We start from the raw sequence: 26,247 nt of genomic DNA, 5'->3' as shown, positions 1-26,247 counted from the left end.
CCGCAGTCTTACAGGGTTTAACACATATGATCTTTGGCATGTTGCAGCACAACAGCAGTCAATTTTTGTAATTGAACAGATTGTTGGTTCCAGTGATGCCAATACAAGGCTAAATCAATACTGAGTTCTGTTGAAAGCTCTATCAATTTTCCCTCTGCCAATAAGTCTTTGCTTTGATAGTCGGGTAACCATCCATAGCCCAAGCCCATCGTAATGGCATCAAAAAATGCCGTTGAAGAGGGAATGAAATGATGTGGATATTGTGAAGGATTGAGTCCGAAATTTTTCTGAATCGATTGCGTATGCAGGTCATCTTTCTCATTAAAAATCAGTGCAGGCGCAGCCTTTAACGCATTTCGCGTCACACCTTGACCGAACCATCTTTGGATAAAATCAGGGGTTGCTACAAAGCGATAATGCATTTCACCCAGATATTCTGCAACGCAGCCTTTCATGGCTTCTGATTCTGTTGTAACACAGGCATTGACCAGTCCTGCTTCTAATAAATGATGTGTTTGTGACTGATCATCGACCTGAAAATGAATCACGATTTTTTCTTCAATTAAGAGATCTTTGAGTAGCGGAAGCAGCCATGTCGCAAGTGAGTCAGCATTGGTTGCAATATTGACTTGATAGAAAGCATTCGCCGTTTGTCCTGTTAGATTTTGCAGAAAATTATGTTCTAGTAATTTGCTGTGTTGTAAATAATGCAATAAAGATTGGCCTGCGAGTGTTGGGCGGCAGGGCCGTTCACGCACAATGAGCACATGACCTAATTTCTTTTCTAAGGTTTGTAGCCTGAGCGTGACCGCAGATGCCGTAATATTTAAACGCAGTGCCGCTTGTTCAAAGCTTCCTGTTTCTGCAACCGCAAGAAATGCTTCACTATGTTTGCTTTGTAACATGAGTCACCTACGAGTATTAGAAATTACATAAACTAAGAAAAACTTAGTTATATTGATATTTATTTATAAATACTTATTTTTAGCAATAAGCTTAGATAATAGCAAGATTCATTTAAAGCTTTGAAAGTGTAGTTAAAAATGTTGCACAGTTATATGCAAGGGCTCGCAATTGGATTTAGCCTAATTATCGCGATTGGTGCGCAAAATGCGTTTATTCTTAAGCAAGGGTTAAAAAAGCAGTATGTCTTTTGGCTCTGCGCTATTTGTGCTGCTTCTGATTCGATACTCATCTTATTGGGGGTGCTCGGATTCTCCCAATTGGTTGAAAGTCATCCGGAAATTGTGAGTGTTGCGAAATATTTGGGCGCAACGTTTTTAGCAGTTTATGGGGCACAGCATTTTCTGCAAGCCTTTAAAACTTCGAGCAGTTTAGCGCCCAGTGAGAAGAATGAAACCAAACTATTGAAGTTGGTGCTGATTTGCTTGGCTTTAACGTGGTTAAATCCACATGTATATCTCGATACGGTTGTGCTGATTGGGTCTATTTCAACGAAGTTTGAGTCGACTGCTGTATATTTTGCGGTTGGGGCAATTACAGCTTCATGGGTATTTTTCTTTGTCCTCGGATTTGGTGCGCGCTATTTATTACCGCTCTTCCAGAGTGCAAAGGCATGGAAAATTTTAGACTTTATTATTGGCGTTGTGATGTGCGGAATTGCAATTTCATTATTGCTCTAGTTAGATGACCTCATTAAATTTGAGCCCATTCCTATAGGAGCAGGCTCAAATCATTACTGTTATGCTGCTTGTAGTGCTTTTAAATCTTCTAAGACTTGTTCTGCATGGCCTGCAGCTTTGACCTTGCGATATTCTTTTACCAGCTTGCCATGATGGAAAATAAAGGTTGAACGTTCGATGCCCATAACCTTTTTGCCATACATATTTTTTTCTTTAATCACGTCAAAATGCTGACATAGCACTTCTTCTTTATCACTGATTAAATCAATGCTTAGATTTTGCTTTTCAGTGAAGTTTTGATGGGCTTTAACCGAGTCACGAGAAATGCCGTAGATTGGGGTATTAAGCGCATCAAACTGATCTTTTAAGCATGAAAACCCTATAGCTTGCGTTGTGCATCCCGGTGTTGAATCTTTAGGGTAGAAGTAAACAATCAGCCAGTCATTGTTAAGTTCCGCAAGGTTAACTTCACCTGAGGTAGTTGGAAAGGTTTGATTTGGTAAGCTAATTTCAGTCATGAAGATTTCCTTTTTCGTGTCTTATCCCTAAAGGGGCTTAAACAAAGTATGTGAAATATGACCATCATACAGAATTTACTTTGAACTTAAAGCAATAAAAAAGCCTGCATTTGCAGGCTTTTTTAAAACGAAAATTATTTTTTCGCTTGAGCAGATTTCATTGCTTCTTCAGTTAAATTTTTTAATTTACCTGTTAACTGAGGACCGAAACATGCTTGAAGGTCTTTATTTTGTTTTTGAACAAAAGCGAGTGTTGCAGGGCTTTTCTTCTGGTTGATTGTGCTTTGGATTTCCCATTTTTGAGCATTGGTTAAACGACCATCTGCTTCAACAGCACAAGTACAGTATTTGCTAACTTCAGCGGCAGTTAGTTTTTTACCTTTGCCAGTTTCTTCTTTACAAACATTAATTAACGAAGATTTTACGTTAGTGCTCTTATATGCTTGTTGAAGCTTGTCGTTGTCAGCGTGTGCAACTGAAGCAAACAATGCAGCTGCAGAGAAAGCAGCAGAAAGAATAATGTTTGATTTTAAATTTTTCATAAACCCTACCTTGTTATTTCGGTATGTAACGTGTCGGATCTTCAACACCTGCGTCAACGAAACCTTGTTTACGAAGACGGCAGCTATCGCATTTACCGCAAGCACGACCTTGGTCATCTGCTTGATAGCAAGACACCGTTTGACTGTAGTCTACGCCATGTTCTATACCTAAGCGAATGATATTTGCTTTGGATAAATGTAACAGAGGTGTTTCAAATTTAAGTGGTTTTCCTTCAACGCCAACCTTTGTTGCAAGGCGAGCCATGTTGGCAAATGCTTCGATAAACTCTGGACGACAGTCTGGATAGCCTGAGTAATCAACTGCATTAATACCAATGACAATTGCTTCTGCACCAAAAACTTCCGCCGCAGCTAAAGCATATGACAAGAAAATCGTGTTACGCGCTGGTACATAAGTTACAGGAATACCGGCTTGTTCATGATCAGGAACTTCAATGCTATGGTCAGTTAAAGCAGAGCCACCTAAGTTACCTAAATCGATATTAATGACACGATGTTCTACACCAGCCTGCTTAGTTAACTCACGAGCAGCATCTAGTTCTGTCGTAGAACGTTGACCATACATAAAACTCAAGGCGATACATTCATAACGCGCTTGAGCCCAAGCTAAACAAGTGGTTGAGTCTAAGCCGCCAGACAATAAAACTATGGCACGAGGGCGCATATGCATTACTCCAAATAATTCTTTAAAACTTAACGACCAGTTTCATCGTTCCAAAGCAATTTATGTAATTGCAATTGGAAGCGAACAGGGAGATGGTCTTCTAAAATCCATTGTGCTAAATCACGTGCAAGCTGAGGTAAACGAACAGCGCCTTTTTCAACGGCAAAGGCCGGAGAGAACCAAATGGTGTTGACTTTTTCGTTTAGCTTATAGCGCTCAACTTGCTGTTTTGACCATTCATAGTCTTCACGATTACAAATCACAAATTTGATTTGATCATGCGCTGTTAAATGGTCGAAGTTGCTAAGCAAGTTGCGTGCAACTTCACCCGATGTCGGGGTTTTTAAATCCATAACCTTTGAAACACGTGGGTCAACTTTAGACACATCTAAAGCACCGCTGGTTTCTAAAGAGACTTCGCAGCCTAAATCGGCCAGACGAGTCATGAGGGGAAGGGCGTTCGGTTGAGCAAGCGGCTCACCACCTGTCACGCAAATATAAGGGGTTTTAAAATCTAAAGTAGTTTGAATAATTTCTTCTAATGATTGGCGTTCACCGCCTTCAAACGAATAGGTTGTATCACAATAAGTGCAACGTAACGGACAGCCAGTTAAACGGATAAAGACCGTAGGCAAACCTGCGGTATTGGCTTCACCTTGCAATGAATAAAAAATCTCCGTAATACGTAAACCCGCAGACGGATCAGAAACAGGAATAGCGGAAGATCGAAGGGTACTCATAACAAAATTAACCAGATATAAAAAAACAAAAAATCTCTACGATCATTGCTAACCGTAGAGACGAGGAGCGATAGAGGCTCCACGGAACACGAATGCTCCGCTGAAATAAAGACTTAGTCTTCGCGTAATAATTCGTTCAAGCTTGTTTTCGCACGAGTTTTCGCATCAACTTTTTTCACGATTACTGCAGCGTAGAGGCTGTATTTACCGCATTTAGACGGCAAGCTACCAGAAACTACAACAGAACCCGCAGGAACACGGCCGTAATGGATTTCGCCAGTTTCACGGTCATAAATCTTAGTCGATTGACCAATGAATACGCCCATTGAAATCACAGAACCTTCTTCTACGATCACACCTTCAACGATTTCAGAACGTGCGCCGATAAAGCAGTTGTCTTCAATGATTGTTGGGTTCGCTTGAAGTGGTTCAAGAACGCCACCAATACCAACGCCACCAGACAAATGTACGTTTTTACCAATTTGAGCACATGAACCAACAGTTGCCCATGTATCAACCATCGTACCTTCGTCAACATATGCACCAATATTGACATATGAAGGCATCAATACAACATTTTTTGCTTGGAAAGAACCTTTACGTGCTACAGCAGGTGGTACTACACGTACACCAGCAGCTTTAAATTGTTCTTCAGTCCAGTCAGAGAACTTAGTGTCAACTTTGTCATAGAAGCGTAAGTCACAAGCTTCCATTGGTTTGTTGTCGTTCAATTTGAATGAAAGCAAAACGGCTTTTTTCACCCATTGATGAACAATCCATTCACCATCAATTTTTTCAGCAACACGTAATGTACCGTTATCTAGGCCAGCGATCACTTCTTCTACTGCTGCACGTACTTCAGCAGGACAGTCAGCTGCAGTGAAATTAGCACGGTCTTCAAACGCTTGTTCAATGATTGTTGAAAGCTGAGACATGTTCTTCCATCCAGAAAAAAATTTTCCAAGATTTTACACTAAATCGAGTTAAAAATAGATGGTAAATCGGCCTAGGATCGGAATTAATTATTAAGCAAGCACTAAAACCAAGAAATTAAGAGTGATGAATTTAGCATTTTCATAAGGTATGTATAAAAAATACGCAAAATATACAGAATTGTTCCTTAACATCATTATTATATTTAAAAAAATGAAACAAAAACTCTTTATTAATCAATATTAAAATCTAAATGTATCAAAAGTTAACAAAAAATCAGTAAATTTGCATAAATGTTGAGCTGTGTTTCCTTTTAACATGTGCCATATAACAAGTCTGTAAAATCTGAATAACAGTTTATTTTGAGGAGAAACACATGAAATCATTACGTTTATTAACAGTAGCTGCTCTACTTACTGCTGCAGGTACTGCAATGGCAGATACCTCTGTAGTTCATGATGGCTATGCATTTGATCAAAACCAACTTATCCCAACTGGCGCTCGTCTAGAAGTGGGTACGACTGGTTATGGTGGTGCGTTACTTTGGACTGCGAACCCATACGTTGGCCTTGCATTAGGTTATAACGGTGGTGATATTTCATGGTCTGATGACTTATCTGTCGATGGCGTAAAATACGACATGGATATGGATAACAAAGTTGGTTACTTAAATGCAGAAGTTCGTCCTTGGGGTGCAAGTGCTAATCCATGGGCTCAAGGTCTTTATGTTGCTGCGGGTGTAGGTTATATCGACACTGAATATACGTTAGATAAGCGTCGTAAAGGTGATACACCAATTAAAATTGATGGTGAAGAGACAAACTTTACACGAGTAAACGGTACAGTGTCTTATGATAATGATATCGCTCCATACCTAGGTTTAGGTTTTGCGCCAAAATTGAATAAAAACTGGGGCGTATTCGGTGAAGTAGGTGCTTATTACACTGGTAATCCATCGGCTAAATTGACAGGTGTAGGTGATGACCCTGCAATTCTTGCTGATCATGAACGTAACGTTGAGCAAGATGACAAATACGAATGGCTTCCAGTAGGTAAAGTAGGTGTGAGCTACCATTGGTAAGTTATTACTGAAATAAAAAAACGAGCTTCGGCTCGTTTTTTTTTATTAGAAAGCGTTTAAAATCTGTGACCAAATTTCAGACCATAGATCATGGCATCATTGTCTGAGACACTTGCAAGACCTGAAATATGAGATGTTTCAGTATTCGATGGTTTTGAGAGTTTCAAATAATACAAGCCAGTTGCTAGAAAATTGTTCGGGTTAAATTTATGCATCATACCTAAACCTAAACCTCGATAGCCATCACTTGGGTTTAAGGTAGACGCCGCATTTCCTGTCCCGTTATCCCAAATAAATTCTGCAGCAGCGAGCCAACTCGGATTAAATTGATGTGCAATCCCCAATTTTCCTGACCATTGATCTTTCTGATATTCCACCAATTGGATATCAGCTAAATCACGGTATTGCGGATCGAGTGCTGCATATTGAAGTACAGCATTAAACTGCGGTGGTTGAATGCTAAAATCTTTCCAATTAATCCAACGAATTGTGCCATATACAACATTATGTGAGCTAACAGCTGTTTGAAATTCAAAATTGACGCTTTGTGGCGTTTGAATGGATGTATGGATGTCAGGGACTAACTGAAAAGGACCATTTGAATACAAAGTCGATTCAGAGGTCTTGGTGTCATGTTTGATTTTTGAACGATAGGTTAGGCTGGTTTTAATAGCGTATTCAGGGATTTGATAACTGAAACCGAGCAGCCATCCGAGCGCTTCATCTTGTTTAAAGTCGGCATGGTATCCATTGAGAGCTGCATATTGTTGCCCAGATATTTTTAAATCACCCTTAAATGTTTGTAGGCTTAAACCGCTATAAATATTCCAATTTTTATTAGGTTGATAGCCTACCAGCCCAGTTAAGTTATGCGTTCTAAAGTTAATATCGGCGCTTTCAATATCGATATTTGAGCCATCGGGTAAGCGTGGACTATATTGATAACTGATATCGGTATGAAAGGGTTGTTCATAAATCACCCCCGCAGAAATATTTTCATGCGGTTGAATTTTAAGTGCAAATTTCCCAGAAAATTGTTGATGGGCGAGATTCCCTGTAGAAAAATCAGTGATGCCCAACTCACTGATTAAACCTTGGTTTTGAACTTTGCCGTCCACTTGAGCATCGACGTAAGCGAAACTGACTTCAGTATAATTTCCGGGTTCAAGAAAGGCCGAGATCGATTGATCTGAGTTTTCTATCCCTGCTGCATACATGATTTGTATGGGACAGACGATACCGACTGCCACTGCGACGAATTGATTTTTCATAAATATGGGTCGGAAGTAATAAGGTTTTAATTTTTATTGTGTTGGATGTATTTTAATCACAATTAAAAATAAAGCCAAGAAAACTTAGATAAAATATGTGTTTACCAAAAAAAGAGGACAGCAGGTGTCCTCTTTAATTCATTAATTGGTCTATCAGTCTTCTGGGTAAGCGACTTTTTTCAACGCTTTGATGTCAGCATCTGGTGAACATAAAGAAATAAACTCATAGCCATAACCGCGTAGTAAATGTCCTTTGCGAACAGCAATCCAAGTGGTATTAACACCAAAAATATCGGTAGGAATTTGTTTTAAACGGTAATCTCGTTCTGGGTCATATGCCACATCGTTGACAATACCCACGCCCATATTAAGTTCAACATAGGTTTTAATAACGTCTGCATCAAGTGCGGACATCACGATATCAACATCAAAGCCTGAATCTTCAAAGGCTTTATCAATTTTTGAACGACCTGTAAAACCACCGTGATAGGTAATAATTGGATAGTTCGATAAATCTTCAATGGAGATATTTGATTTTTGGGTCAGTGGGTGCTCTTTAGGCGTAATGATGCTGTGTTGCCAGTTGTAGTAAGGCACGCTTGCCAGGTTATCTTCATTGGTTAATGATTCGGTTGCGATCCCAATATCCGCTTCACCTTGAAGGAGCATTTCTGTAATTTCAACAGGGCTTGCTTGTTGCAAAATTAGATGAACTTTTGGAAATTCTTTTTTAAATTGGTTCACAATCGGCGGCAAGACATAACGCGCTTGCGTATGTGTAGTCGCAATCGTTAATGTCCCTTCATCCACTTTGTTAAAGTCATCTGCTAGACGTTTAATATTGTCTGCATCTACAAGCATGCGTTCAACGATACCCAATAATGACTGGCCTGGTTCGGTTAAACCGAGTAAACGTTTACCTTTACGGATGAACAGCTGTACACCAAGTTCATCTTCTAGATCTTTGATGTGTTTACTCACGCCTGACTGCGAAGTGTAAAGTGCAGCAGATGCTTCTGTTAAATTAAAATTCTGACGTACTGTTTCTCGAATAATTCTTAATTGTTGGAAATTCATAATTTTATTTTACCTTAAAAGCAAGTGGGGCTTGTGACGGCCCCAACTTTTTGTTTTATGCAACTTGGTTTTCAAATAAATGCAAGTTTGTTGCACTTAACCATACCGTTTGATTTGGGCGGAATTGATGCGCTTTCGCTTCATCAGCCGTTAATGAAATTTCGATCAGATTGCCTTGGCGGTCATGCAGTTCAGCAATGACTTTACCTGCAATCCAAAGCTCACGTACAAAAGTCGCTTGGATGGCATTTTCTTGCGGCTGTGCATGAATACGCAGTTCATCCGGACGAGCGAAGGCAATGACATTGCCTTGCGGTGCATTGGCATTTTGTGGCAACAAAATTCGGTCTTCACCAATTTGAATAAGGCCATTGCTATTTTGACCTTCAAAACGGTTGGCTTGACCTAAAAAGTCAAATACAAACGGTGTTGCAGGTTTTTCATAAACTTCACGTGGCGAGCCAATCTGTTCTACGTTGCCTTTATTCATCACAATGATTTGATCGGCCACTTCAAGCGCTTCTTCTTGGTCATGGGTCACGAAAATAGAGGTGATGTGGAGTTCGTCATGCAAGGTACGTAACCAGCGGCGTAATTCTTTACGAACTTTGGCATCCAATGCACCAAAAGGCTCATCCAGTAATAACACACGCGGTTCAACCGCTAATGCACGTGCTAGGGCAATACGTTGGCGTTGACCACCTGAAAGTTGTGCAGGGTAACGGTCAGCCAAGAAACCAAGTTGAACAAGATCAAGCAAACGAGTAACCCGTTTTTTGATTTCCGCTTCTGATGGACGTGTTGCACGTGGGCGTACGCGTAAACCAAAAGCAATGTTGTCAAATACGGTCATGTGGCGGAACAGTGCATAATGCTGGAATACAAAACCAACTTCGCGTTCACGGACATGAACTTTAGTGGCATCTTCACCTTCTAAAATCACTTGGCCGCCATCGGCAGATTCAAGACCAGCAATGATACGGAGCAGGGTGGTTTTACCACAGCCTGATGGGCCAAGCAGCGCAACGAGCTGACCATCTGGGAAATCTAAAGAGATATTTTTAAGTGCATGGAATGCACCAAAGTGTTTTTCAATATTTTTTACTTGAATACTCATGAGGTCATTCCTTAAGAAACTTGTGAATCTTCTTTACGCTTGTCTTGTCGTTCCTGACGTAGTTCAACCCATGTTTTTAAAATCAGGGTGACAATCGCCAAGAGCGCTAATAGTGAAGACACAGCAAAAGCAGCACTAAAGGTATATTCGTTATAAAGGATTTCTACGTGTAGCGGTAAGGTGTTGGTTTCGCCACGAATGTGACCTGAAACCACAGAAACAGCACCAAACTCACCCATTGCACGTGCATTACATAGAATCACGCCGTAGATTAAGCCCCATTTGATATTTGGAAGTGTCACTTTCCAGAATGTCTGCCAACCTGAAGCACCCAAGACGATTGCCGCTTCTTCTTCCTCTGTCCCTTGAGCTTCCATTAATGGAATCAACTCACGTGCCACAAAAGGAACGGTAATAAACACAGTAGCAAGGACAATGGCTGGAACGGCATATAAAATTTTGATGTCGTTATCCATCAGCCAGCCGCCTAACCAACCTTGAGTACCAAAAATCAATACCAACATTAAGCCAGCAATAACTGGAGAGACTGAAAATGGCATATCAATAATCGTGGTTAAAATAGATTTACCACGGAAATTAAACTTGGCAACACACCATGCCGCAGCTACACCAAACACTACGTTTAGCGGTACGGCAATCACAGCGGTCAGTAAGGTCAGTTTCACTGCTGATAATGTGTCTGGATGAACCAGTGCTTGGAAGTAAACGCCAACACCTTGTTTAAAGGCTTCAACGAAAACCAAAACCAAGGGCAAAATCAGGCAGCTCGCAAAGAAAATCAATGCAATCACTATCAGTGTATAGCGTACCCATGTTGGTTCACGCGTAGCATCACGCGACTGTAATTTTTCCGCAAGCGCATTACTATTCGTATTCATCGTGCAGTTCTCCCTGTACGGCGGCTTGCCCATGCTTGAACCAAGTTAATTAAGAATAAAATGGCAAAAGAAATCACCAGCATCACGACTGCAATCGTGGTCGCGCCTGCATAATCGTATTCCTCAAGGCGAGAGATGATCATCAATGGGGCAATTTCAGTTTTGAAGGGTTGGTTACCTGCGATAAAAATCACCGATCCATACTCACCCACACCGCGTGCAAAGGCCAAAGCAAAACCTGTTAACAGCGCAGGAAATAGAATAGGTAAGATCACTTTGGTCACGATCTGAAAGCGATTTGCACCCAATGCTGAAGCTGCTTCTTCAAGTTCAGTTTCTAGGTCGCTCAGTACAGGCTGTACAGTACGAACCACAAAAGGAATACCAATAAAGATGAGGGCCAAGGTAATACCGATCGGGGTATATGCGACTTTAATGCCAATGGGTTCAAGGTACTGACCGATCCAACCAGTCGGTGCATATAACGAAGTCAGTGCAATACCAGCAACGGCAGTTGGCAATGCAAAAGGTAAATCAACCAAAGCATCGACAATACGTTTACCCGGGAAGGTATAACGAACCAAACACCATGCTAAGAGCAAACCAAAAACCACATTGACTAACGCAGCAATAATGGCGGCACTAAAACTCAGTTGTAACGATTTTAAAATACGTTCTGAGCTTAAAATTTCCCATAGTCCATCCCAACCGATACCTAAAGATTTAATAAATACGGCCGAAAGGGGAATGAGCACAATTAAGGATAAATACGCTAGGGTAAAGCCTAGAGAAAGACCAAATCCTGGCAGCACTCGGGATCGCTGCGACATGATGACTCCTCAAAATGAGAAAAGCTGACTTAAAAGGTCAGCAAAATTGAATAAATGATTTTGCGACAAGCTTAATGCTCAGTAGTTAAAAAGCAAATTGAAATAAATACTTGTTTTCATCAGTAAAGCTGATATGTTTCATGTGGTTTTCTGAAATTAAGTAATTGAAAATTTCAGGAAATGGTCCAAAACCTGATGCAACATTAATGTGACCCACAGCGCCCATATTTACAGGGTAGAGCTTCCAAGCATCTGCAAGTTGTTTTGCATCTTCAAAGCTAAGCCAAGGATCATTTTCACTAATCAACATCGTTGTTGGCACACGAATACTTAGCTGATGAAAAAATGCTTTGTAATCCGTTGTACTGTCGCGTGCAAAGCCGTTTTCTCCAAAGCGAGCTGGATTGGCTGGCGCAACCAAAACTAAATTTTTGATTTTTTTATTGAGTTCTGGATGCAAGGCCAATGCTGCCACCGTGGTTAAACAACCAAAGCTATGCGCCACAATTTGAATTTCACCCTGTAATGGTCGTAAGGTTTGAACGAATTGTTTAATCCAGTCTTTTAGTACAGGATGATTCCAATCTTTTTGCTGAACACGAGAGCTAGACATGAGCTGACGTTGTAACCAAGATTGCCAATGCGCGTGTTCACTACCGCCTACTCCTGGGACAATTACTGTATGTGTCATGTCAAGTTCTCCTGATTCAGTCAATGACTGGTCTTATTTTCCGTTGTTGGCTTTAACGATTTGGTCAAACACGCCGCCATTTTCAAAGTGTGCTTTTTGGACTTTATCCCAACCACCAAATTCTTTATCAATGGTTACGAGTTTAAGTGGCTTAAAGACTGACGCGTATTGTGCAAGTGTTGTAGCGTTACGTGGACGGTAAAAATTTTGAGCCGCGATTTGCTGACCACGTGGTGAATAAAGGAAGTTTAAATAACCTTTGGCTAAATAAAGATTACCTTTTTTCTCTGCGTTTTTTTCTAAAACAGCAACAGGGGGCTCAGCTAAAATTGAAAGTGAAGGGGTCACAATTTCAAATTTACCCGGTTGTTCACGAATCGCTAAATGTGCTTCATTTTCCCAAGCCAGCAATACATCATCAATACCACGTTCAGCAAAGGTCGTAGTCGAACCACGTGCGCCTGAATCGAGCACTTTGGTGTTTTTATAAATCTTACGGACGAATTCTTGAGCCGTTGTATCATTACCACCCGCTTGATGTTTTGCCCAAGCCCACGCAGCTAAATAGTTCCAACGCGCACCGCCTGAAGTTTTCGGGTTTGGGGTAATAATACCTACGCCTGGTTTAACCAGATCGCCCCAATCTTTAATTGCTTTTGGGTTGCCTTTACGTACTAAGAACACAATTGTTGAGGTATATGGCGTTGAGTTTTGCGGAAGTTTCTTTTGCCAATCTGCAGGTAAAAGTTTGGCTTTTTCTGCAATCACATCAATATCTGCTGCAAGTGCTAAAGTCACCACATCGGCATCTAAGCCATCAATGACTGCACGTGCTTGTTTGCCCGAACCACCGTGAGATTGTTTAAAATTAATTTTTTGACCTGTACGGCTTTCCCAATATTTACTGAAGTCTTTATTCACACTTTCATAGAGTTCACGCGTTGGGTCGTAAGATACGTTTAAAAAGTCTTTTGCAGCTGCACCAAAAGAAATCGTCGAGATGACGGCAGCAAGAACACCCAATTTTAATTTTGCGGAAATACTCATGTGAACCTCAATAATTTTTACTTTATCTGTAACATGGGGGAAGAATAGCGCCAATCTTTATGCATAAAAAATAATTAAAAACGAATTTTATATGAATAAAAAAGATAACAAGTGTGTCTACGAAAAAAAAGCATCGACCTTATGCGAAAGGAAGATGCTTTTCTGTATTTAAAGCATTATTTGGAATTATTGGTCTTCACGATTTGATCAAAGACGCCACCATTTTCAAAATGTTTTTTCTGTACTTTGCTCCAACCACCAAACTCTTTATCAATAGTCACTAATTTTAAAGGTTTAAAAACATTTTTATATTTTGCCAGTACCGCAGCATTACGTGGGCGATAATAGTTCTGTGCTGCAATGGTTTGACCTGCAGGTGAGTACAGATAATTTAAATATGCTTTGGCTAAATTTTCATTGCCATCCTTCTTGGCATTTTTTTCTACAATCGCAACAGGTGGCTCGGCCAAGATAGAAAGTGAAGGGGTCACAATCTCAAACTTACCCGGCTGTTCACGAACTGCCAGATGTGCTTCATTTTCCCAAGCCAATAACACGTCACCAATACCACGTTCAGCGAATGTAGTTGTTGCACCACGAGCACCTGAGTCGAGGACTTTGGTTTGCTTATAGATTTGGCGGACAAATTCTTGGGCTTTTGTATCATTACCACCTGCTTGGTGTTTGGCCCAAGCCCACGCAGCTAAATAGTTCCAACGCGCACCACCGGATGTTTTTGGGTTCGGGGTAATAATGTCGACACCCGGTTTAATTAAATCGCCCCAGTCTTTAATGCCTTTCGGGTTGCCTTTATGCACTAGGAACACAATGGTCGATGTATAGGGCGTTGAGTTTTGCGGAAATTTCTTTTGCCAGTCTTTTGCAACTAAACCACGTGCAGCAATTTCATCAATATCTGCAGCCAAGGCCAAAGTGACGACATCGGCATCTAGACCATCAATAACAGCACGAGCCTGTTTGCCTGAGCCACCATGAGATTGTTTAAAGTTAATGTCTTGGCCTGTGGTTTTTTTCCAGTAAACGCTAAAGTCTTTATTGAAGTTGTCATACAATTCACGGGTTGGATCATATGACACATTTAAGAAATCTTTGGCAGATGCACTGAATGCTGTGGCAGAAATGAATGCAGCCAAAACCCCAAGTTTTAATTTAGATAGATTCATGTTGTCCTCAATTTTTATACATGTTTTGTTGGATGAGGCAAGAATATCTGTAGTTTTTATGCAGAAAAAATAATTAAAAAAGAATTTAATATGAACAAAAAAGAAATATATGCTGAACGATTATTTTTTAAAATAAAGTGATGTAATTGGGATGACGATGTATGCAGTGTTTTAAAAATGCGCAGCAAATAGAACAAGTTGATTTACTTGATCGAGCCTTTCACTATGGCGATGGCTGTTTTAGCACGGCACGTATTCGCCAAGGACAAATAGAACTTTTAGCTTTGCATATTGCACGATTAAAACTGAGTAATGAGCGATTAAAGCTAAATGCAGATTTAAGCCTCATTGAAGACACTCTAAAATTGTTACGTAAACAAGATGTCGTCAATGGCACTTTGAAAATCGTGTTGAGTCGTGGTATCGGTCAGCGTGGCTATAGTTTACCTGAGCATCCAGCAGATGTTTGGGTGTTTTATTACCCCAAAGCTGTTGCAGATTTTGAGTACGAAAATGTCGAAAGTGGTGTATTACATCAAGCCATTGGGTTAACCATGCCAAGTTTGGTGGGCTTGAAGTCCTTAAATCGATTAGAACAAGTCATGCTCAAAGCAGAGTTGGATCAAACCCCATGGGGGGAAGCTTTGGTGACGGATGTGCAAGGTACAGTTGTCGAAGGTGTGAGCAGTAATTGTTTTATTCGTACAAATGAAGGATGGATTACGCCCGAACTTCGTTATAATGGCGTGCATGGTGTCATGCGTGCAGAAATTTTAAAACGGATGCAGCAGCATCAGATTGCATGTACTCAACGTCACGTCAATATGGATGAAATTACGCATTTTCAGAGTGTTTTTTTCTGCAATGCTTTAAGTCCCATGAAAATTGCATCAACTCTGAATGGAGTTGAGTTAGATGTTCAAGCTTGTATTGAACTTTTCCGAACACTTCAATTAAGTCAGATTCGTTAATATGTCCACCGCGTCTAAAAAAACAAATAAGAAAAAATCTGCCAAAGCAGGTTTTCCATTTAAAGCATGTTTGGTTGTGCTACTTGGCATCGTTGTACTTGTGGCGATTTTACTGTGGTCGAGTTTATTTAAAGCCTATCCCGTGGAAGGCAAAAAGCAAATGTTGGCGATTGGTGCAGGGGATACCTATTCAGGTTTTATTGACCGACTTTCCAAAGAGAAACAAGTTCATTTTCCTATTATTTTAAAGTTGTACCAAAAGTTCATGATCAATGACACCCTGAAAGCTGGTGTGTATGAAATCCATGAAGGCATGAGCGTACGTGAAGTCATGAAACTGATTTCTAACTCTGAAAATGCGCAAATGAATCGAATTTTAGTGATCGAAGGGACGACATTTAAGCAACTGATAGACGCGTTAAAAAATGATCCTTTGGTGACGCATGACATCAGTCATTTACCGTATGCACAAATCTTAAAAGAACTCGGTATTCCGTATTCACACCCAGAAGGATTATTTGCACCAAATACGTATTTCTTTGCAAAAGGCGAATCTGATCGAAAAATTTTGAAGGATTTGTATAACCGACAAATCAAAGCCTTAGATCAGGCTTGGACTAATCGAGCTCAAAATTTACCGTATAAAGATAAATATGAAGCCCTGATTATGGCGTCGATTATTGAAAAAGAAACCAGTATTGATAGTGAGCTTGAACAAGTGTCTGGTGTATTTGTGCGTCGTCTCAAACAAGGGATGCGTTTGCAAACAGATCCAACTGTGATTTACGGTATGGGCGATAAGTACAACGGTAATATTACGCGTCAGGACTTACGTACACCAACAGCCTATAACACTTACACGATTAATGGTTTACCACCAACACCGATTGCTTTGCCGAGTCAAAAAGCAATTGAAGCCGCGATGCATCCTGATTCATCTAACAATATATATTTTGTTGCAACAGGAAATGGCGGCCATAAATTTAGCAGTAATTTGCAAGACCATAACCGCGCGGTACAAGAATATTTATCTGTAATTCGTGCGAAAAACTAAGGAGTGAGCATGTTTATTAGCTTTGAAGGCACGGAAGGTGTGGGTAAAACTACACTCATTCGTAAATTACATGATCATTTCCAAAATTTGGGTAAAAATGTCGTACTTACACGTGAGCCGGGTGGTACACCTATGGCTGAACAAATTCGTGCATTACTTTTGGCCGTCAATCATGATGAAGCAATGAGTGATGATACAGAGTTGTTACTTATGTATGCTGCACGCGCACAGCATTTGGCGCGCGTGATTTTACCTGCATTGGCAGAAGGTAAAATCGTTTTATGTGATCGTTTTGCCGATTCGAGTTTTGCTTATCAATGTGCAGGACGTGGTTTAGATCGTGACAAGCTCAATGTCTTAAATGCAAGTTTTGTTGCGCGTATACCTGATATTACTTTTTGGCTTGATGCACCGATTGAAACAGGAATGTTAAGAGCAAGAGAGCGTGGTGCTTTAGACCGTTTTGAACAAGAGAAAGCAACTTTCTTTGAGAAAGTAAGATCAGGTTTTGCTGAGATTCATCAAACGCACCCTGAACGAATGAAACGCCTTGACGCAACCCAAACACCTGAGCATGTTTTCCAACAGGCATTATCGCATCTACAGCAGATCTAAAATGCCATAGTATTTGTTAGGCAATTGATTTAAAAATCATCCATAGCAAAAGTTATGGATGATTTTTTATGCATGCTACAAAACAGGAGATTATCAATTTCCTTAAGACTGAATTTGCGCCAAGCTTAAAGCATTGCACTATCGTTGAAGTTGGTGAAAAGGCTGCCACTTTAATTTGGCATGTGACTGAAAAAGATTTGCGGCCTGGCAATACTGTTTCAGGCCCGACTATGATGACTTTGGCGGACTTTGCGCTATATGTGGCTATATTGGGGGAGATCGGAATTGTAGGACTGGCGGTCACGACCAATATGAATATTAATTTTTTAAGAAAACCCGAAGCCAATCAAGATTTAATAGGCGAGTGTCGATTGCTGAAAGTGGGCAAAAGTATAATTTATGGTGAGGTGTTGGTGTATTCAGCAGGTGTGGATGAGCCTGTTGCACATATAACAGGGAGTTATTCTATTCCACCAAAACGAATATAAAGGCTCAATTGCATTTGCTGATTCAAATAAAAAGCCGAATTTATATTCGGCTTTTTATGGTTTTTAGACATTTTAGATGTTTAAGAAACCAGTTCTGTATTCACCAATGGACATTCCACTTGGAAATTGGGTGGAGTTAGGACTGTTTTTCGTAATTCTGCTGCTTGTTCAGGATAGTCTAAAGTGAAATGCAGACCACGAGATTCTTTACGTTCCATTGCACAGCGCACAATCATTTCTGATACCAGTACCAAGTTACGTAGTTCAATCAGATTTTTACTGACTTGGTAGTCTTGGTAATACTCGGTAATTTCACGATTAAGCATTTCAATACGATGGAGCGCTCGTTGAAGCCGCTTGGTCGTTCTGACAATGCCCACGTAGTTCCACATGGTTTGGCGAAGCTCGTCCCAATTTTGCAAAATCACTACATCTTCATCAGGGTTAGTCACTTGCGAGTCATCCCATTCTGGGACATGAGGCGCCTGATAAGTCCCTTGATGTTGTGCTGTGATATGTGTTGAAGCACTCATACCATAGACGAAACATTCAAGTAAGGAGTTACTGGCCATACGGTTTGCACCATGTAGGCCGGTATAAGAGGTTTCTCCAATGGCATATAGGCCTGGAATATCGGTCTGACTGTTTTCATCAACCACAACGCCACCACAGGTGTAGTGTGCTGCCGGAACCACCGGAATCATTTCTTTGGTAATATCAATACCGAGTTCCATTAAGCGTTCATACAATGTTGGGAAATGTTCTTTGACAAATTCTGCAGGTTTATGGGTGATATCAAGCCAAACATGACGGATTCCTAGACGTTTGATTTCATAATCAATAGCGCGCGCTACGATATCGCGTGGTGCTAATTCGGCACGCTCATCAAAGCGCAGCATAAAGCGTTCACCATCTGGAAGACGTAAATAGGCACCTTCGCCACGCATCGCTTCGGTAATTAAGAAAGAGCGAGCTTGAGGATGATATAAACAGGTTGGATGGAATTGGTTAAACTCCATATTGGCAACACGGCAGCCTGCACGATACGCCATGGCAATACCATCACCCGTCGCAATGTCGGGATTTGATGTATATAAATATGCCTTCATGGCACCACCACAGGCAAGGGCAGTGAACGGTGCTAAAAAGGTATGTACTTTTTCGGTTTTTTCATCTAAAGCATATAGACCGAGAGCACGGTTTTCAGCTTCAGGATTTAATTTTTGTGCGGTGATTAAATCGATTGCAATAAAATTTTCAAAAATATGAATATTGGCTTTTTCTTGCGCACGTTCAACCAATGTTGTGGAAATAGCACGACCTGTGGCATCTGCTGCATGGATAATCCGCCGGTGAGAGTGACCACCTTCACGTGTCAGATGTAACTGTTCTTGGTCGTCTAAAGTAAATTGCACACCCTGATTCAGTAGAAAATCGACAGAAGATTTACCACCTTCAACGGTTTGTTTTACCGCTGCCATTTCACATAAATGCGCACCGGCAATCATGGTGTCATTGATATGTTGTTCAATAGAATCTGTTTTATCGAGGACGGCAGCAACACCACCTTGGGCATAATATGTACTGGCATCCGTCAGCGTCGATTTAGCTAAAACAGCAATATTAAAATGATCTGGTAACGATAGGGCTAAACTTAGGCCTGCACCGCCACTTCCCACAATAATCACATCAAATTGATGTGTCGTGTTTAAATTAGACATGTCCATCAGCTAATTTTAAAAATGTCCGATCATCACAACTGTTTTTGCCTAAAAACGCAATGACTATAAATTAACTAAATAATGAAAAATATTCATAGATCTGTAATATTTAAGGAATGTTTAAGATTGTTTATCATAAATAATCATCAAACATTTTATTACGAAGCTTAGACTTGCATTGTGATAAAAACTAACGTATTTCAAATGATAAGCACAATTGAGTGAATGCTAACAATGAATAAATCGTATTTACAAAAGGGACTCTATGCAGCTGTGTTTACGGTTGCTAGCGTGCAGACTCAGGCAGCGGGTCCTGTTGATTTTTCCAATTTGGTTGAACAAGTCAGCCCAGCTGTCGTAAGCGTGAATGTGGTTAAAAAGCTTAGTCAAGAAGAGCTTTTGCAGCAACAAGTCCCAGAAATATTACGACGCTTTTTCGGTAATCAGGTGGTTATTCCGCAGCAAAAAATGCCGCAAGAAAAGACCGGTTATGGAAGCGCATTCTTTATTAGTAAAGATGGTTATCTGTTAACCAATCACCATGTGGTAGAAGATGCCTCGAAAGTCACCATCGTGCTGAATGACCGCCGTGAAATTGATGCCACAGTTGTGGGTAGTGATGAGCGGACTGACGTGGCTTTGTTAAAGGTCAAAGGTTCAAATTTTCCTGAGCTACGCACAGGCAATGTTGACCGTTTACGTGTAGGTGAGCCAGTGTTGGCCATTGGTTCACCATTTGGCTTTGACTATTCAGCTTCGGCAGGAATCGTTAGTGCTAAAATGCGTAATATGATGGGAGAAACCTCGGTTCCATTCATTCAAACCGACGTGGCATTGAACCCGGGTAATTCTGGTGGTCCATTATTTAATCAGTCTGGTGAAGTAGTCGGGGTAAATTCTCGTATCTTTAGTGGTACAGGCGGTTATATGGGGTTATCGTTCTCGATTCCCATTGATGTTGCAATGGATGTTGCAGACCAATTAAAGAAAAACGGCAAGGTAACACGTGCTTATTTAGGCGTCATGCTACAAGATATCGATCGTAATCTTGCAGAGTCTTATAACCTTTCAAAACCAGAAGGCTCTTTGATTACTCAAGTTGCACCAAATTCACCTGCTGCAAAAGCTGGCTTTAAAGTGGGTGATGTCATTTTGAAATTTAATGGCACACCAATTTCACGTACAGGCGAACTGCTGAATTATCTCAATCGTACAGGTCCTAATCAAAGTATTCAGCTTGAAGTATTACGTGATGATAAACGCCAAAACATTTCAGCAACCTTGATCACTGCACCAGATGATACGCCTGCAAAAGCTGAAATTGCACCTGTGAAAAAAGGCCCGGTGATTGGGGTGTCAATTCGTAATTTAACTGCAGATGAATTAAAACAACTGAGTCTAAAAGGCGGTGTCTTAATTCAAGATGTACGTGCAGGAGGTATAGCTTCACAGGCGCGAATTCAGCCGGGTGACGTTGTGACTCAAGTTAATAATAAAGCTGTGAATAATGCAGAAGATTTTGTGAAAGTTATTTCAGAATTGAAAAATGGCAGCATTGCACGTGTTTCTTTGATTCGTCAGGGGCAACGTGCGATTGTGGGCATGCGCATTCAATAATGATTTACTAAATGAAAACCACTCCAAGCGAGTGGTTTTTTAACTTTAGCGTTTTTGCAATTCACCCTTAGATAAAAATGGGTAGACTGTGGAGCATATTTTAAAATTTGCAGGACGCTATGAGCGATATCTTTGATTTAAAAATTACAGTTCAAGCTGAACATATCGACACATTAAATCATGTGAATAACGTGGTGTACGTCAGTTGGATGCAAGATGTCGCGACAGCACATATTGAAGCCTTGGGTTTAGGTTTAAAAGAATATATTGAATTGAAGCATGCCATGGTTGCTGTTGAGCATCATGTGCAATATCGCAAAGCAGCAGTTGAAGGTGAAGAGATTATTCTGCGAACGTGGCTCAATGATATCAATGCGTTGTATTCATTTCGTCAGTATGTATTTTATCGACCTAAAGACAAAGCGATATTATTTACAGGCAATACGCAGTGGGCATGCATTGAAATTGCCACAGGTCGTCCAAAACGCATGTCGCCAACCTTTACCCAAGCGTATCAACCTATTGCGGATAGCCTAAATCCGCTGGATTTTAGTGCTTATGATCTTTGAGTTTGATTTTATCGCAAAATTTCAAACCAAGACTAGCCAAGTTCTCCATGTAGGATGAATGACTTGCATAAAAGCAATGCATTATTTTCGATACTTTGAAAAATCCATCTGCTATAATCCTCGGCAATTTCTATTCGGCTTTTGCTATGCATAAAGAATTGCATGTATAGCGCTTTTATTTTTCCAAGGTAGCCCATGGCGCAAGCTAAAAAATCTGTTGATATAAAAAACATTCGTAACTTCTCGATCATTGCGCATATCGACCATGGTAAGTCGACCCTTGCCGACCGATTTATTCAAACTTGTGGTGGTTTGCAAGATCGTGAAATGCAGGCGCAGGTTCTAGATTCTATGGAATTGGAACGTGAGCGTGGTATTACGATTAAAGCTGCGTCAGTGACTTTGTATTACACCCATCCTAATGGTGAAGAATACCAACTCAACTTCATTGACACACCGGGGCACGTTGACTTTTCTTATGAAGTTTCACGTTCATTGGCTGCGTGTGAAGGTGCACTATTGGTTGTCGATGCTGCACAAGGGGTAGAAGCACAATCTGTAGCGAATTGCTATACCGCAATTGAACAAGGTTTAGAAGTCCTACCTGTTTTAAATAAAATTGATTTGCCGCAAGCAGAGCCAGAGCGTGTTATTCAAGAAATTGAAGACATTATTGGTATCGAAGCGACTGAAGCACCTACATGTTCAGCTAAAACCGGTCTAGGCATTGAAGGGGTGCTTGAAACACTGGTAAATGTTATTCCTGCACCCGAAGGCGATCGTAATGCACCATTACAAGCCTTAATTGTTGACTCTTGGTTCGACAACTATTTGGGCGTGGTTTCTTTAGTTCGTATTAAAGAAGGTCGTGTGCGTAAAGGCGATAAAATGTTGATGAAATCAACAGGTCAAACGCACATCATTACTTCAGTAGGTATTTTTAATCCGAAACACACAGAAACGGACATGCTCGAAGCAGGTGAAGTTGGTTTCGTGATCGCGGGTATTAAAGATATTTTTGGTGCTCCAGTTGGTGATACGATTACCTTGGCAACTACACCAGAAGTTGAAAGCTTACCGGGTTTCAAAAAAGTGAAACCACAGGTCTATGCAGGTTTATTCCCAATCGATTCAAGTGAATTTGAACCGTTCCGTGAGGCGCTGCACAAACTGCAAATTAATGACTCAGCGTTGTTCTTTGAACCTGAAAGTTCAGATGCACTTGGTTTTGGCTTCCGTTGTGGCTTCTTGGGTATGCTGCACATGGAAATTGTACAAGAACGTTTAGAACGTGAGTATGATCTGGACCTGATTTCTTCAGCACCAACCGTAATTTATGAAGCGGTGATGAAAAATGGTCAAACCATTTATATCGATAGTCCTTCTAAAATGCCGGATGGTTCAACAGTTGAAGACTTACGTGAGCCAATTGCTGAATGTCACATTTTAGTACCGCAAGAATACTTGGGTAATGTGATGACTTTATGTGTTGAACGTCGCGGCGTTCAAAAGAATATGAAGTTCATGGCGAACCAAGTGGCCATTACGTTTGAAATTCCAATGGCTGAAGTGGTAATGGATTTCTTTGATAAGTTGAAATCATGTTCACGTGGCTTTGCATCGCTTGACTATAGCTTTGTCCGTTTTGAGAGTTCATCTTTGGTTAAGGTAGATGTGCTAATTAATGGTGAGAAGGTTGATGCCTTGGCCATGATTTGTCACCGCCAAGATGCTCGTCATCGTGGTATTGCTCTAGTTGAAAAAATGAAAGATTTGATTCCACGTCAAATGTTTGATGTGGCTATTCAAGCAGCAATTGGTGCGCAAATCATTGCACGTTCAACTGTAAAAGCGATGCGTAAAAACGTATTGGCAAAATGTTATGGTGGTGACGTGTCACGTAAGAAGAAACTTCTTGCGAAACAAAAAGAAGGTAAGAAACGTATGAAGCAAGTGGGTAGTGTTGAAATCCCACAAGAAGCGTTCCTTGCGGTATTGAAAGTAGAAAGATAATAAATAGAGGTTTATGAGCTCATGGATTTTGACTTTAATTTGATCCTTGTTCCTGCCACAGTCATTTTTTTCCTAATTTGGCTGTTGGATAAGTTTGTCTGGAAACAACGGCAGACCAAAGGTAAAGGGAATGAAAACGTCGTTATCGCGTGGGCTTATGACTTCTGGCCGATTCTAGCGATAGTTTTGGTGATGCGTTCATTCTTATATGAGCCATTTAATATTCCATCAGACTCTATGGTTCCAACTTTAGAGACAGGTGATTTTATTGTGGTGAATAAATATCAGTATGGCGTACGATTACCTATTATTAATAAAAAAATTATTGATGTTGGTGAGCCTGAACGTGGAGATGTCATTGTATTCCGTTATCCACCACAACCAACCATTAGCTATATTAAACGTGTGGTTGGTTTACCAGGGGATCATATTATTTATGATCATGGTCAACTGAGTGTGAATGGTCAGAAAGTGGCAAAAGTTCCTGTGGAATTTAGCCGTGAAAAAGATCAACTCGACACACCTACATCGATTTATCATAAAGAAACCATGGGTAAGCATACGTTTACCATGCGTGAGCTTGAAGGTGTCAATGTTGCGCGCCAAGCGCCATTTATCAACTATGTTGAAAATGGTAAATATTCAACAGAAAATGGTTTATATTGGGAAGTTAAGGTTCCTGAAGGTCACTATTTCGCGATGGGGGATAATCGCGATCAAAGTGCGGACAGTCGTTTTTGGGGCTTTGTGCCTGAAGAAAACCTGACTGGACGTGCTTTTTACAAGTGGATGCATAAGGAACCTGGTTTAAAACTGCCTTCATTTAGTCGTAATGGCAGTATTGATTAGTCTTACATCAGGAAAATAAAATGAGACATCAGCGGGGAACGTCTTATATAGCAATTTTAATTGCTATTATTGGTTTTGCTTTTTTAGCAAAAGCATTAATTGCGGTTTGGGGACCGTATGTTGACGATCGTCTCGTCAACAATGAAATTGAAGAATTGATGAAGAGCAGTCCTAAAAATATTGCTCCGAGTAAGTTTGAGTCACAAATGTCACAGCGTTTAGATATGAATGGTGTACGTGATTTAAATTTTAAAGATATTGCTCAAGTCACTAATGTAGATGGTCTACAAGTGAAAACAGATTATGAAATAAGAAAACCTTTCTTATTGAATATTGATATTGTGTTGAAGTTCGAGAAAAGTTTTGATCAAAGCTCAGTCCAAGCTAAATGAAGCTCGTTTAGCAAGTCGTATCGGTTATCAGTTTAAACAACCTGAATTGTTACAACTGGCCTTGACCCACCGATCGGTGAGCCATAAATACAATTATGAACGCCTAGAATATCTGGGCGATTCATTATTGGGTATGATAATTGCCAATTATCTGTACCATGCCTACCCGCATGAAAATGAAGGGCGTCTAACGCGTATGCGTGCGACACTGGTTCGTCAGGAAGCGTTAGGTAAAATTGCCAATGACTTAAAACTCAGTCAAGAATTAATCTTGAGTACAGGTGAGTTGAAATCTGGCGGTCATCATCGTGAGTCTATACTTGCGGATACCGTTGAATCGATCATTGGTGCAATCTATGTCGATTGTCAGGATTTAAAAATTCTGGAACCGATTGTTCTTAAATGGTATGTGCCATATTTAGATCATATTGAACCAACTGATCAACTGAAAGATCCTAAATCACGTTTGCAAGAGTATTTACAAGCACGTAAAAAACCTCTCCCGGTTTACGAGGTTGTAGATATTCAGGGTGATGCTCCAAACCAACATTTTAAAGTTGAATGTACAGTCGAAGGGCTCCCTGTTAAATACGGTGAAGGTTCAAGCCGTCGCTTTGCTGAACAAGCTGTAGCGGCAGAAATCTTAGAAATTTTGGAGAAAAAGTCTTAATGACTACTCATTCCGATCACGTAGATGCTGATCACGAGTCGCAAGGCGACAGTAACGATTTAATTAGTCAGTTCTTTAGTGCACAAGGCACTGAAATTCCAGCCGATTTTAAAAGTGGGTTTGTGGCGATTGTTGGTCGTCCAAACGTGGGTAAATCAACGTTGATGAACCATATTTTGGGTCAAAAACTTTCCATTACCTCTCGTAAACCACAGACCACACGTCATAAAATTGTGGGTATTGACTCACGCGAAAAATCTCAAGCGGTATTTGTAGATACCCCGGGGATGCACAAAAAAGAAGTCCGTGCCATTAATAAAATGATGAACCGTGCGGCACATTCTGCACTTCGTGATGTGAACTTAGTTTTGTTTGTGATTGATGCAGACAAATGGACACAGAATGATGATTTAGTGTTAGAAAAGCTAAAAAATGCCGATATGCCAGTGATTCTTGTGATCAATAAAATTGATACACTAGAGAATAAAAACCATGCATTACCATTGATACAAGAGCGTGCAAAATTAATGAATTTTGCAGAAATTGTTCCTGTATCAGCATTACGTGGTGCAAATTTAGATCATTTGCGCAGCACGATTGAGAAATATTTACCATTCCAACCACCACTGTATTCACTTGAGCAATTAACGGATCGTTCAGAGCGCTTCCTTGCCTCTGAAATTATTCGTGAAAAAATCATGCGTCAATTGGGGGAAGAGCTTCCTTATGATCTAACCGTTCAAATTGAGTCGTTTAAAACAGAAGAAGCAACAGTTAATCCAAAAACTGGTCGTCCTAAAGCGGCGTGTACCTATATTGATGCGACGATTTTTGTCGATCGCTCTGGTCAGAAGGCTATTGTGATTGGTGAGAAGGGTGCCAAACTGAAGAAAATCGGTATGGATGCACGTGTGGATATGGAAAAAATGTTCGAGCAAAAAATCATGCTGACACTTTGGGTGAAAGTCAAAGGTGGTTGGTCTGATGATGAACGTGCGTTGAAAAGCTTGGGTTATAGCGATATCTAATC

28 protein-coding genes are annotated in these 26,247 nt (G+C 40.5%); 13 read left to right on the top strand and 15 right to left on the bottom strand.

Features of this window, described 5'->3' with window-relative positions; genetic code table 11:
• Positions 1-17: 17 nt before the first annotated feature.
• On the bottom strand, positions 18-905 hold the full coding sequence (locus tag FTU64_RS03560; RefSeq protein WP_180059233.1) for a LysR family transcriptional regulator ArgP: 888 nt from the start codon (positions 903-905) through the stop codon (positions 18-20).
• A gap of 138 nt (positions 906-1,043) precedes the next feature.
• On the opposite strand from FTU64_RS03560, the gene FTU64_RS03555 reads away from it, so the two are divergent.
• Positions 1,044-1,643, top strand: coding sequence for a LysE/ArgO family amino acid transporter (locus FTU64_RS03555; protein ID WP_180059232.1), 600 nt, complete (start codon positions 1,044-1,046; stop codon positions 1,641-1,643).
• 59 nt (positions 1,644-1,702) lie between these two features.
• On the opposite strand, the gene FTU64_RS03550 is transcribed toward FTU64_RS03555, so the two are convergent.
• From FTU64_RS03550 to dapD, 5 genes are all read right to left on the bottom strand, one after another.
• The gene (locus FTU64_RS03550; protein ID WP_111883962.1) at positions 1,703-2,161 is read right to left on the bottom strand and encodes a peroxiredoxin; all 459 of its coding nucleotides are present in this window, start codon (positions 2,159-2,161) and stop codon (positions 1,703-1,705) included.
• A gap of 134 nt (positions 2,162-2,295) precedes the next feature.
• Entirely contained in the window at positions 2,296-2,703 is a 408-nt protein-coding gene (locus tag FTU64_RS03545) for a hypothetical protein (RefSeq protein WP_078192024.1), read from the bottom strand.
• 13 nt (positions 2,704-2,716) lie between these two features.
• Positions 2,717-3,388 (bottom strand): 7-cyano-7-deazaguanine synthase QueC, encoded by a 672-nt coding sequence (gene queC / locus FTU64_RS03540; protein WP_078190349.1) that lies wholly within the window; start codon positions 3,386-3,388, stop codon positions 2,717-2,719.
• A 29-nt stretch (positions 3,389-3,417) separates the two neighbouring features.
• The gene (queE, locus tag FTU64_RS03535; protein ID WP_180003270.1) at positions 3,418-4,128 is read right to left on the bottom strand and encodes a 7-carboxy-7-deazaguanine synthase QueE; all 711 of its coding nucleotides are present in this window, start codon (positions 4,126-4,128) and stop codon (positions 3,418-3,420) included.
• Positions 4,129-4,241: 113 nt separating this feature from the next.
• Complete coding sequence (dapD, locus tag FTU64_RS03530; RefSeq protein WP_078190347.1) at positions 4,242-5,063, bottom strand: 2,3,4,5-tetrahydropyridine-2,6-dicarboxylate N-succinyltransferase; 822 nt, start codon at positions 5,061-5,063, stop codon at positions 4,242-4,244.
• 374 nt (positions 5,064-5,437) lie between these two features.
• Between dapD and carO the strand changes: the two genes are divergently transcribed.
• A complete protein-coding gene (carO, locus tag FTU64_RS03525; RefSeq protein ID WP_180026882.1) occupies positions 5,438-6,142 on the top strand; it encodes an ornithine uptake porin CarO in 705 nt (234 codons plus the stop codon).
• Between the two features lie 56 nt (positions 6,143-6,198).
• On the opposite strand, the gene FTU64_RS03520 is transcribed toward carO, so the two are convergent.
• The 8 genes from FTU64_RS03520 to FTU64_RS03485 all read right to left on the bottom strand — a co-directional run bounded on the left by FTU64_RS03520 (position 6,199) and on the right by FTU64_RS03485 (position 14,258).
• A complete protein-coding gene (locus FTU64_RS03520) occupies positions 6,199-7,413 on the bottom strand; it encodes an OmpP1/FadL family transporter (protein ID WP_180059231.1) in 1,215 nt (404 codons plus the stop codon).
• Between the two features lie 153 nt (positions 7,414-7,566).
• On the bottom strand, positions 7,567-8,490 hold the full coding sequence (locus FTU64_RS03515; protein WP_180059230.1) for a CysB family HTH-type transcriptional regulator: 924 nt from the start codon (positions 8,488-8,490) through the stop codon (positions 7,567-7,569).
• A 55-nt stretch (positions 8,491-8,545) separates the two neighbouring features.
• Entirely contained in the window at positions 8,546-9,607 is a 1,062-nt protein-coding gene (locus FTU64_RS03510; RefSeq protein ID WP_078190344.1) for a sulfate/molybdate ABC transporter ATP-binding protein, read from the bottom strand.
• Between the two features lie 11 nt (positions 9,608-9,618).
• A complete protein-coding gene (gene cysW / locus FTU64_RS03505) occupies positions 9,619-10,506 on the bottom strand; it encodes a sulfate ABC transporter permease subunit CysW (protein WP_168378041.1) in 888 nt (295 codons plus the stop codon).
• Positions 10,503-11,336: a sulfate ABC transporter permease subunit CysT gene (cysT, locus tag FTU64_RS03500; RefSeq protein WP_078190342.1), complete on the bottom strand. Its 834-nt coding sequence runs from the start codon at positions 11,334-11,336 to the stop codon at positions 10,503-10,505. The genes cysW and cysT overlap by 4 nt, the downstream gene beginning before the upstream one ends.
• An 85-nt stretch (positions 11,337-11,421) precedes the next feature.
• Positions 11,422-12,027 carry an alpha/beta hydrolase gene (locus FTU64_RS03495; protein WP_180059229.1) on the bottom strand — a complete coding sequence of 202 codons (606 nt, stop codon included), beginning with the start codon at positions 12,025-12,027 and terminating at the stop codon, positions 11,422-11,424.
• Between the two features lie 33 nt (positions 12,028-12,060).
• Complete coding sequence (locus FTU64_RS03490) at positions 12,061-13,074, bottom strand: sulfate ABC transporter substrate-binding protein (RefSeq protein ID WP_180059228.1); 1,014 nt, start codon at positions 13,072-13,074, stop codon at positions 12,061-12,063.
• 176 nt (positions 13,075-13,250) lie between these two features.
• Positions 13,251-14,258 (bottom strand): sulfate ABC transporter substrate-binding protein, encoded by a 1,008-nt coding sequence (locus tag FTU64_RS03485; protein WP_180048714.1) that lies wholly within the window; start codon positions 14,256-14,258, stop codon positions 13,251-13,253.
• Positions 14,259-14,419: 161 nt separating this feature from the next.
• On the opposite strand from FTU64_RS03485, the gene pabC reads away from it, so the two are divergent.
• The 4 genes from pabC to FTU64_RS03465 all read left to right on the top strand — a co-directional run bounded on the left by pabC (position 14,420) and on the right by FTU64_RS03465 (position 17,386).
• Positions 14,420-15,229, top strand: a complete 810-nt coding sequence (gene pabC, locus FTU64_RS03480; RefSeq protein WP_180040132.1) for an aminodeoxychorismate lyase — start codon at positions 14,420-14,422, stop codon at positions 15,227-15,229.
• 1 nt (position 15,230) lies between these two features.
• On the top strand, positions 15,231-16,283 hold the full coding sequence (mltG, locus tag FTU64_RS03475) for an endolytic transglycosylase MltG (protein ID WP_180059227.1): 1,053 nt from the start codon (positions 15,231-15,233) through the stop codon (positions 16,281-16,283).
• 9 nt (positions 16,284-16,292) lie between these two features.
• Positions 16,293-16,898, top strand: coding sequence for a dTMP kinase (gene tmk, locus FTU64_RS03470; protein WP_180040130.1), 606 nt, complete (start codon positions 16,293-16,295; stop codon positions 16,896-16,898).
• 68 nt (positions 16,899-16,966) lie between these two features.
• A complete protein-coding gene (locus tag FTU64_RS03465) occupies positions 16,967-17,386 on the top strand; it encodes a PaaI family thioesterase (protein WP_180003387.1) in 420 nt (139 codons plus the stop codon).
• Between the two features lie 80 nt (positions 17,387-17,466).
• On the opposite strand, the gene nadB is transcribed toward FTU64_RS03465, so the two are convergent.
• Positions 17,467-19,113 (bottom strand): L-aspartate oxidase, encoded by a 1,647-nt coding sequence (gene nadB, locus FTU64_RS03460; RefSeq protein WP_180054970.1) that lies wholly within the window; start codon positions 19,111-19,113, stop codon positions 17,467-17,469.
• Between the two features lie 228 nt (positions 19,114-19,341).
• Here nadB and FTU64_RS03455 point away from each other — a divergent pair, with 228 nt between their 5' ends.
• The 7 genes from FTU64_RS03455 (at position 19,342) to era (ending at position 26,245) form a co-directional block, all read left to right on the top strand.
• Entirely contained in the window at positions 19,342-20,724 is a 1,383-nt protein-coding gene (locus FTU64_RS03455; RefSeq protein WP_180054972.1) for a Do family serine endopeptidase, read from the top strand.
• Positions 20,725-20,843: 119 nt separating this feature from the next.
• Positions 20,844-21,293, top strand: coding sequence for a thioesterase family protein (locus FTU64_RS03450; protein ID WP_078190331.1), 450 nt, complete (start codon positions 20,844-20,846; stop codon positions 21,291-21,293).
• Positions 21,294-21,488: 195 nt separating this feature from the next.
• Positions 21,489-23,306, top strand: a complete 1,818-nt coding sequence (gene lepA / locus FTU64_RS03445) for a translation elongation factor 4 (protein WP_168378033.1) — start codon at positions 21,489-21,491, stop codon at positions 23,304-23,306.
• A 21-nt stretch (positions 23,307-23,327) separates the two neighbouring features.
• Positions 23,328-24,155 carry a signal peptidase I gene (lepB, locus tag FTU64_RS03440; RefSeq protein WP_168378032.1) on the top strand — a complete coding sequence of 276 codons (828 nt, stop codon included), beginning with the start codon at positions 23,328-23,330 and terminating at the stop codon, positions 24,153-24,155.
• 20 nt (positions 24,156-24,175) lie between these two features.
• Positions 24,176-24,547: a DUF4845 domain-containing protein gene (locus tag FTU64_RS03435; RefSeq protein WP_168378031.1), complete on the top strand. Its 372-nt coding sequence runs from the start codon at positions 24,176-24,178 to the stop codon at positions 24,545-24,547.
• A complete protein-coding gene (gene rnc, locus FTU64_RS03430; RefSeq protein WP_111883979.1) occupies positions 24,519-25,217 on the top strand; it encodes a ribonuclease III in 699 nt (232 codons plus the stop codon). The genes FTU64_RS03435 and rnc overlap by 29 nt, the downstream gene beginning before the upstream one ends.
• Entirely contained in the window at positions 25,217-26,245 is a 1,029-nt protein-coding gene (gene era, locus FTU64_RS03425) for a GTPase Era (RefSeq protein WP_067765139.1), read from the top strand. The genes rnc and era overlap by 1 nt, the downstream gene beginning before the upstream one ends.
• The last annotated feature ends 2 nt before the right edge of the window (positions 26,246-26,247 follow it).

The organism is Acinetobacter sp. YH12128 (assembly GCF_013418655.1).
GTDB lineage: Bacteria > Pseudomonadota > Gammaproteobacteria > Pseudomonadales > Moraxellaceae > Acinetobacter > Acinetobacter amyesii.
The sequence above is the reverse complement of the archived record's forward strand: the minus strand, read 5'-3'. Positions and strand labels throughout refer to the sequence as shown.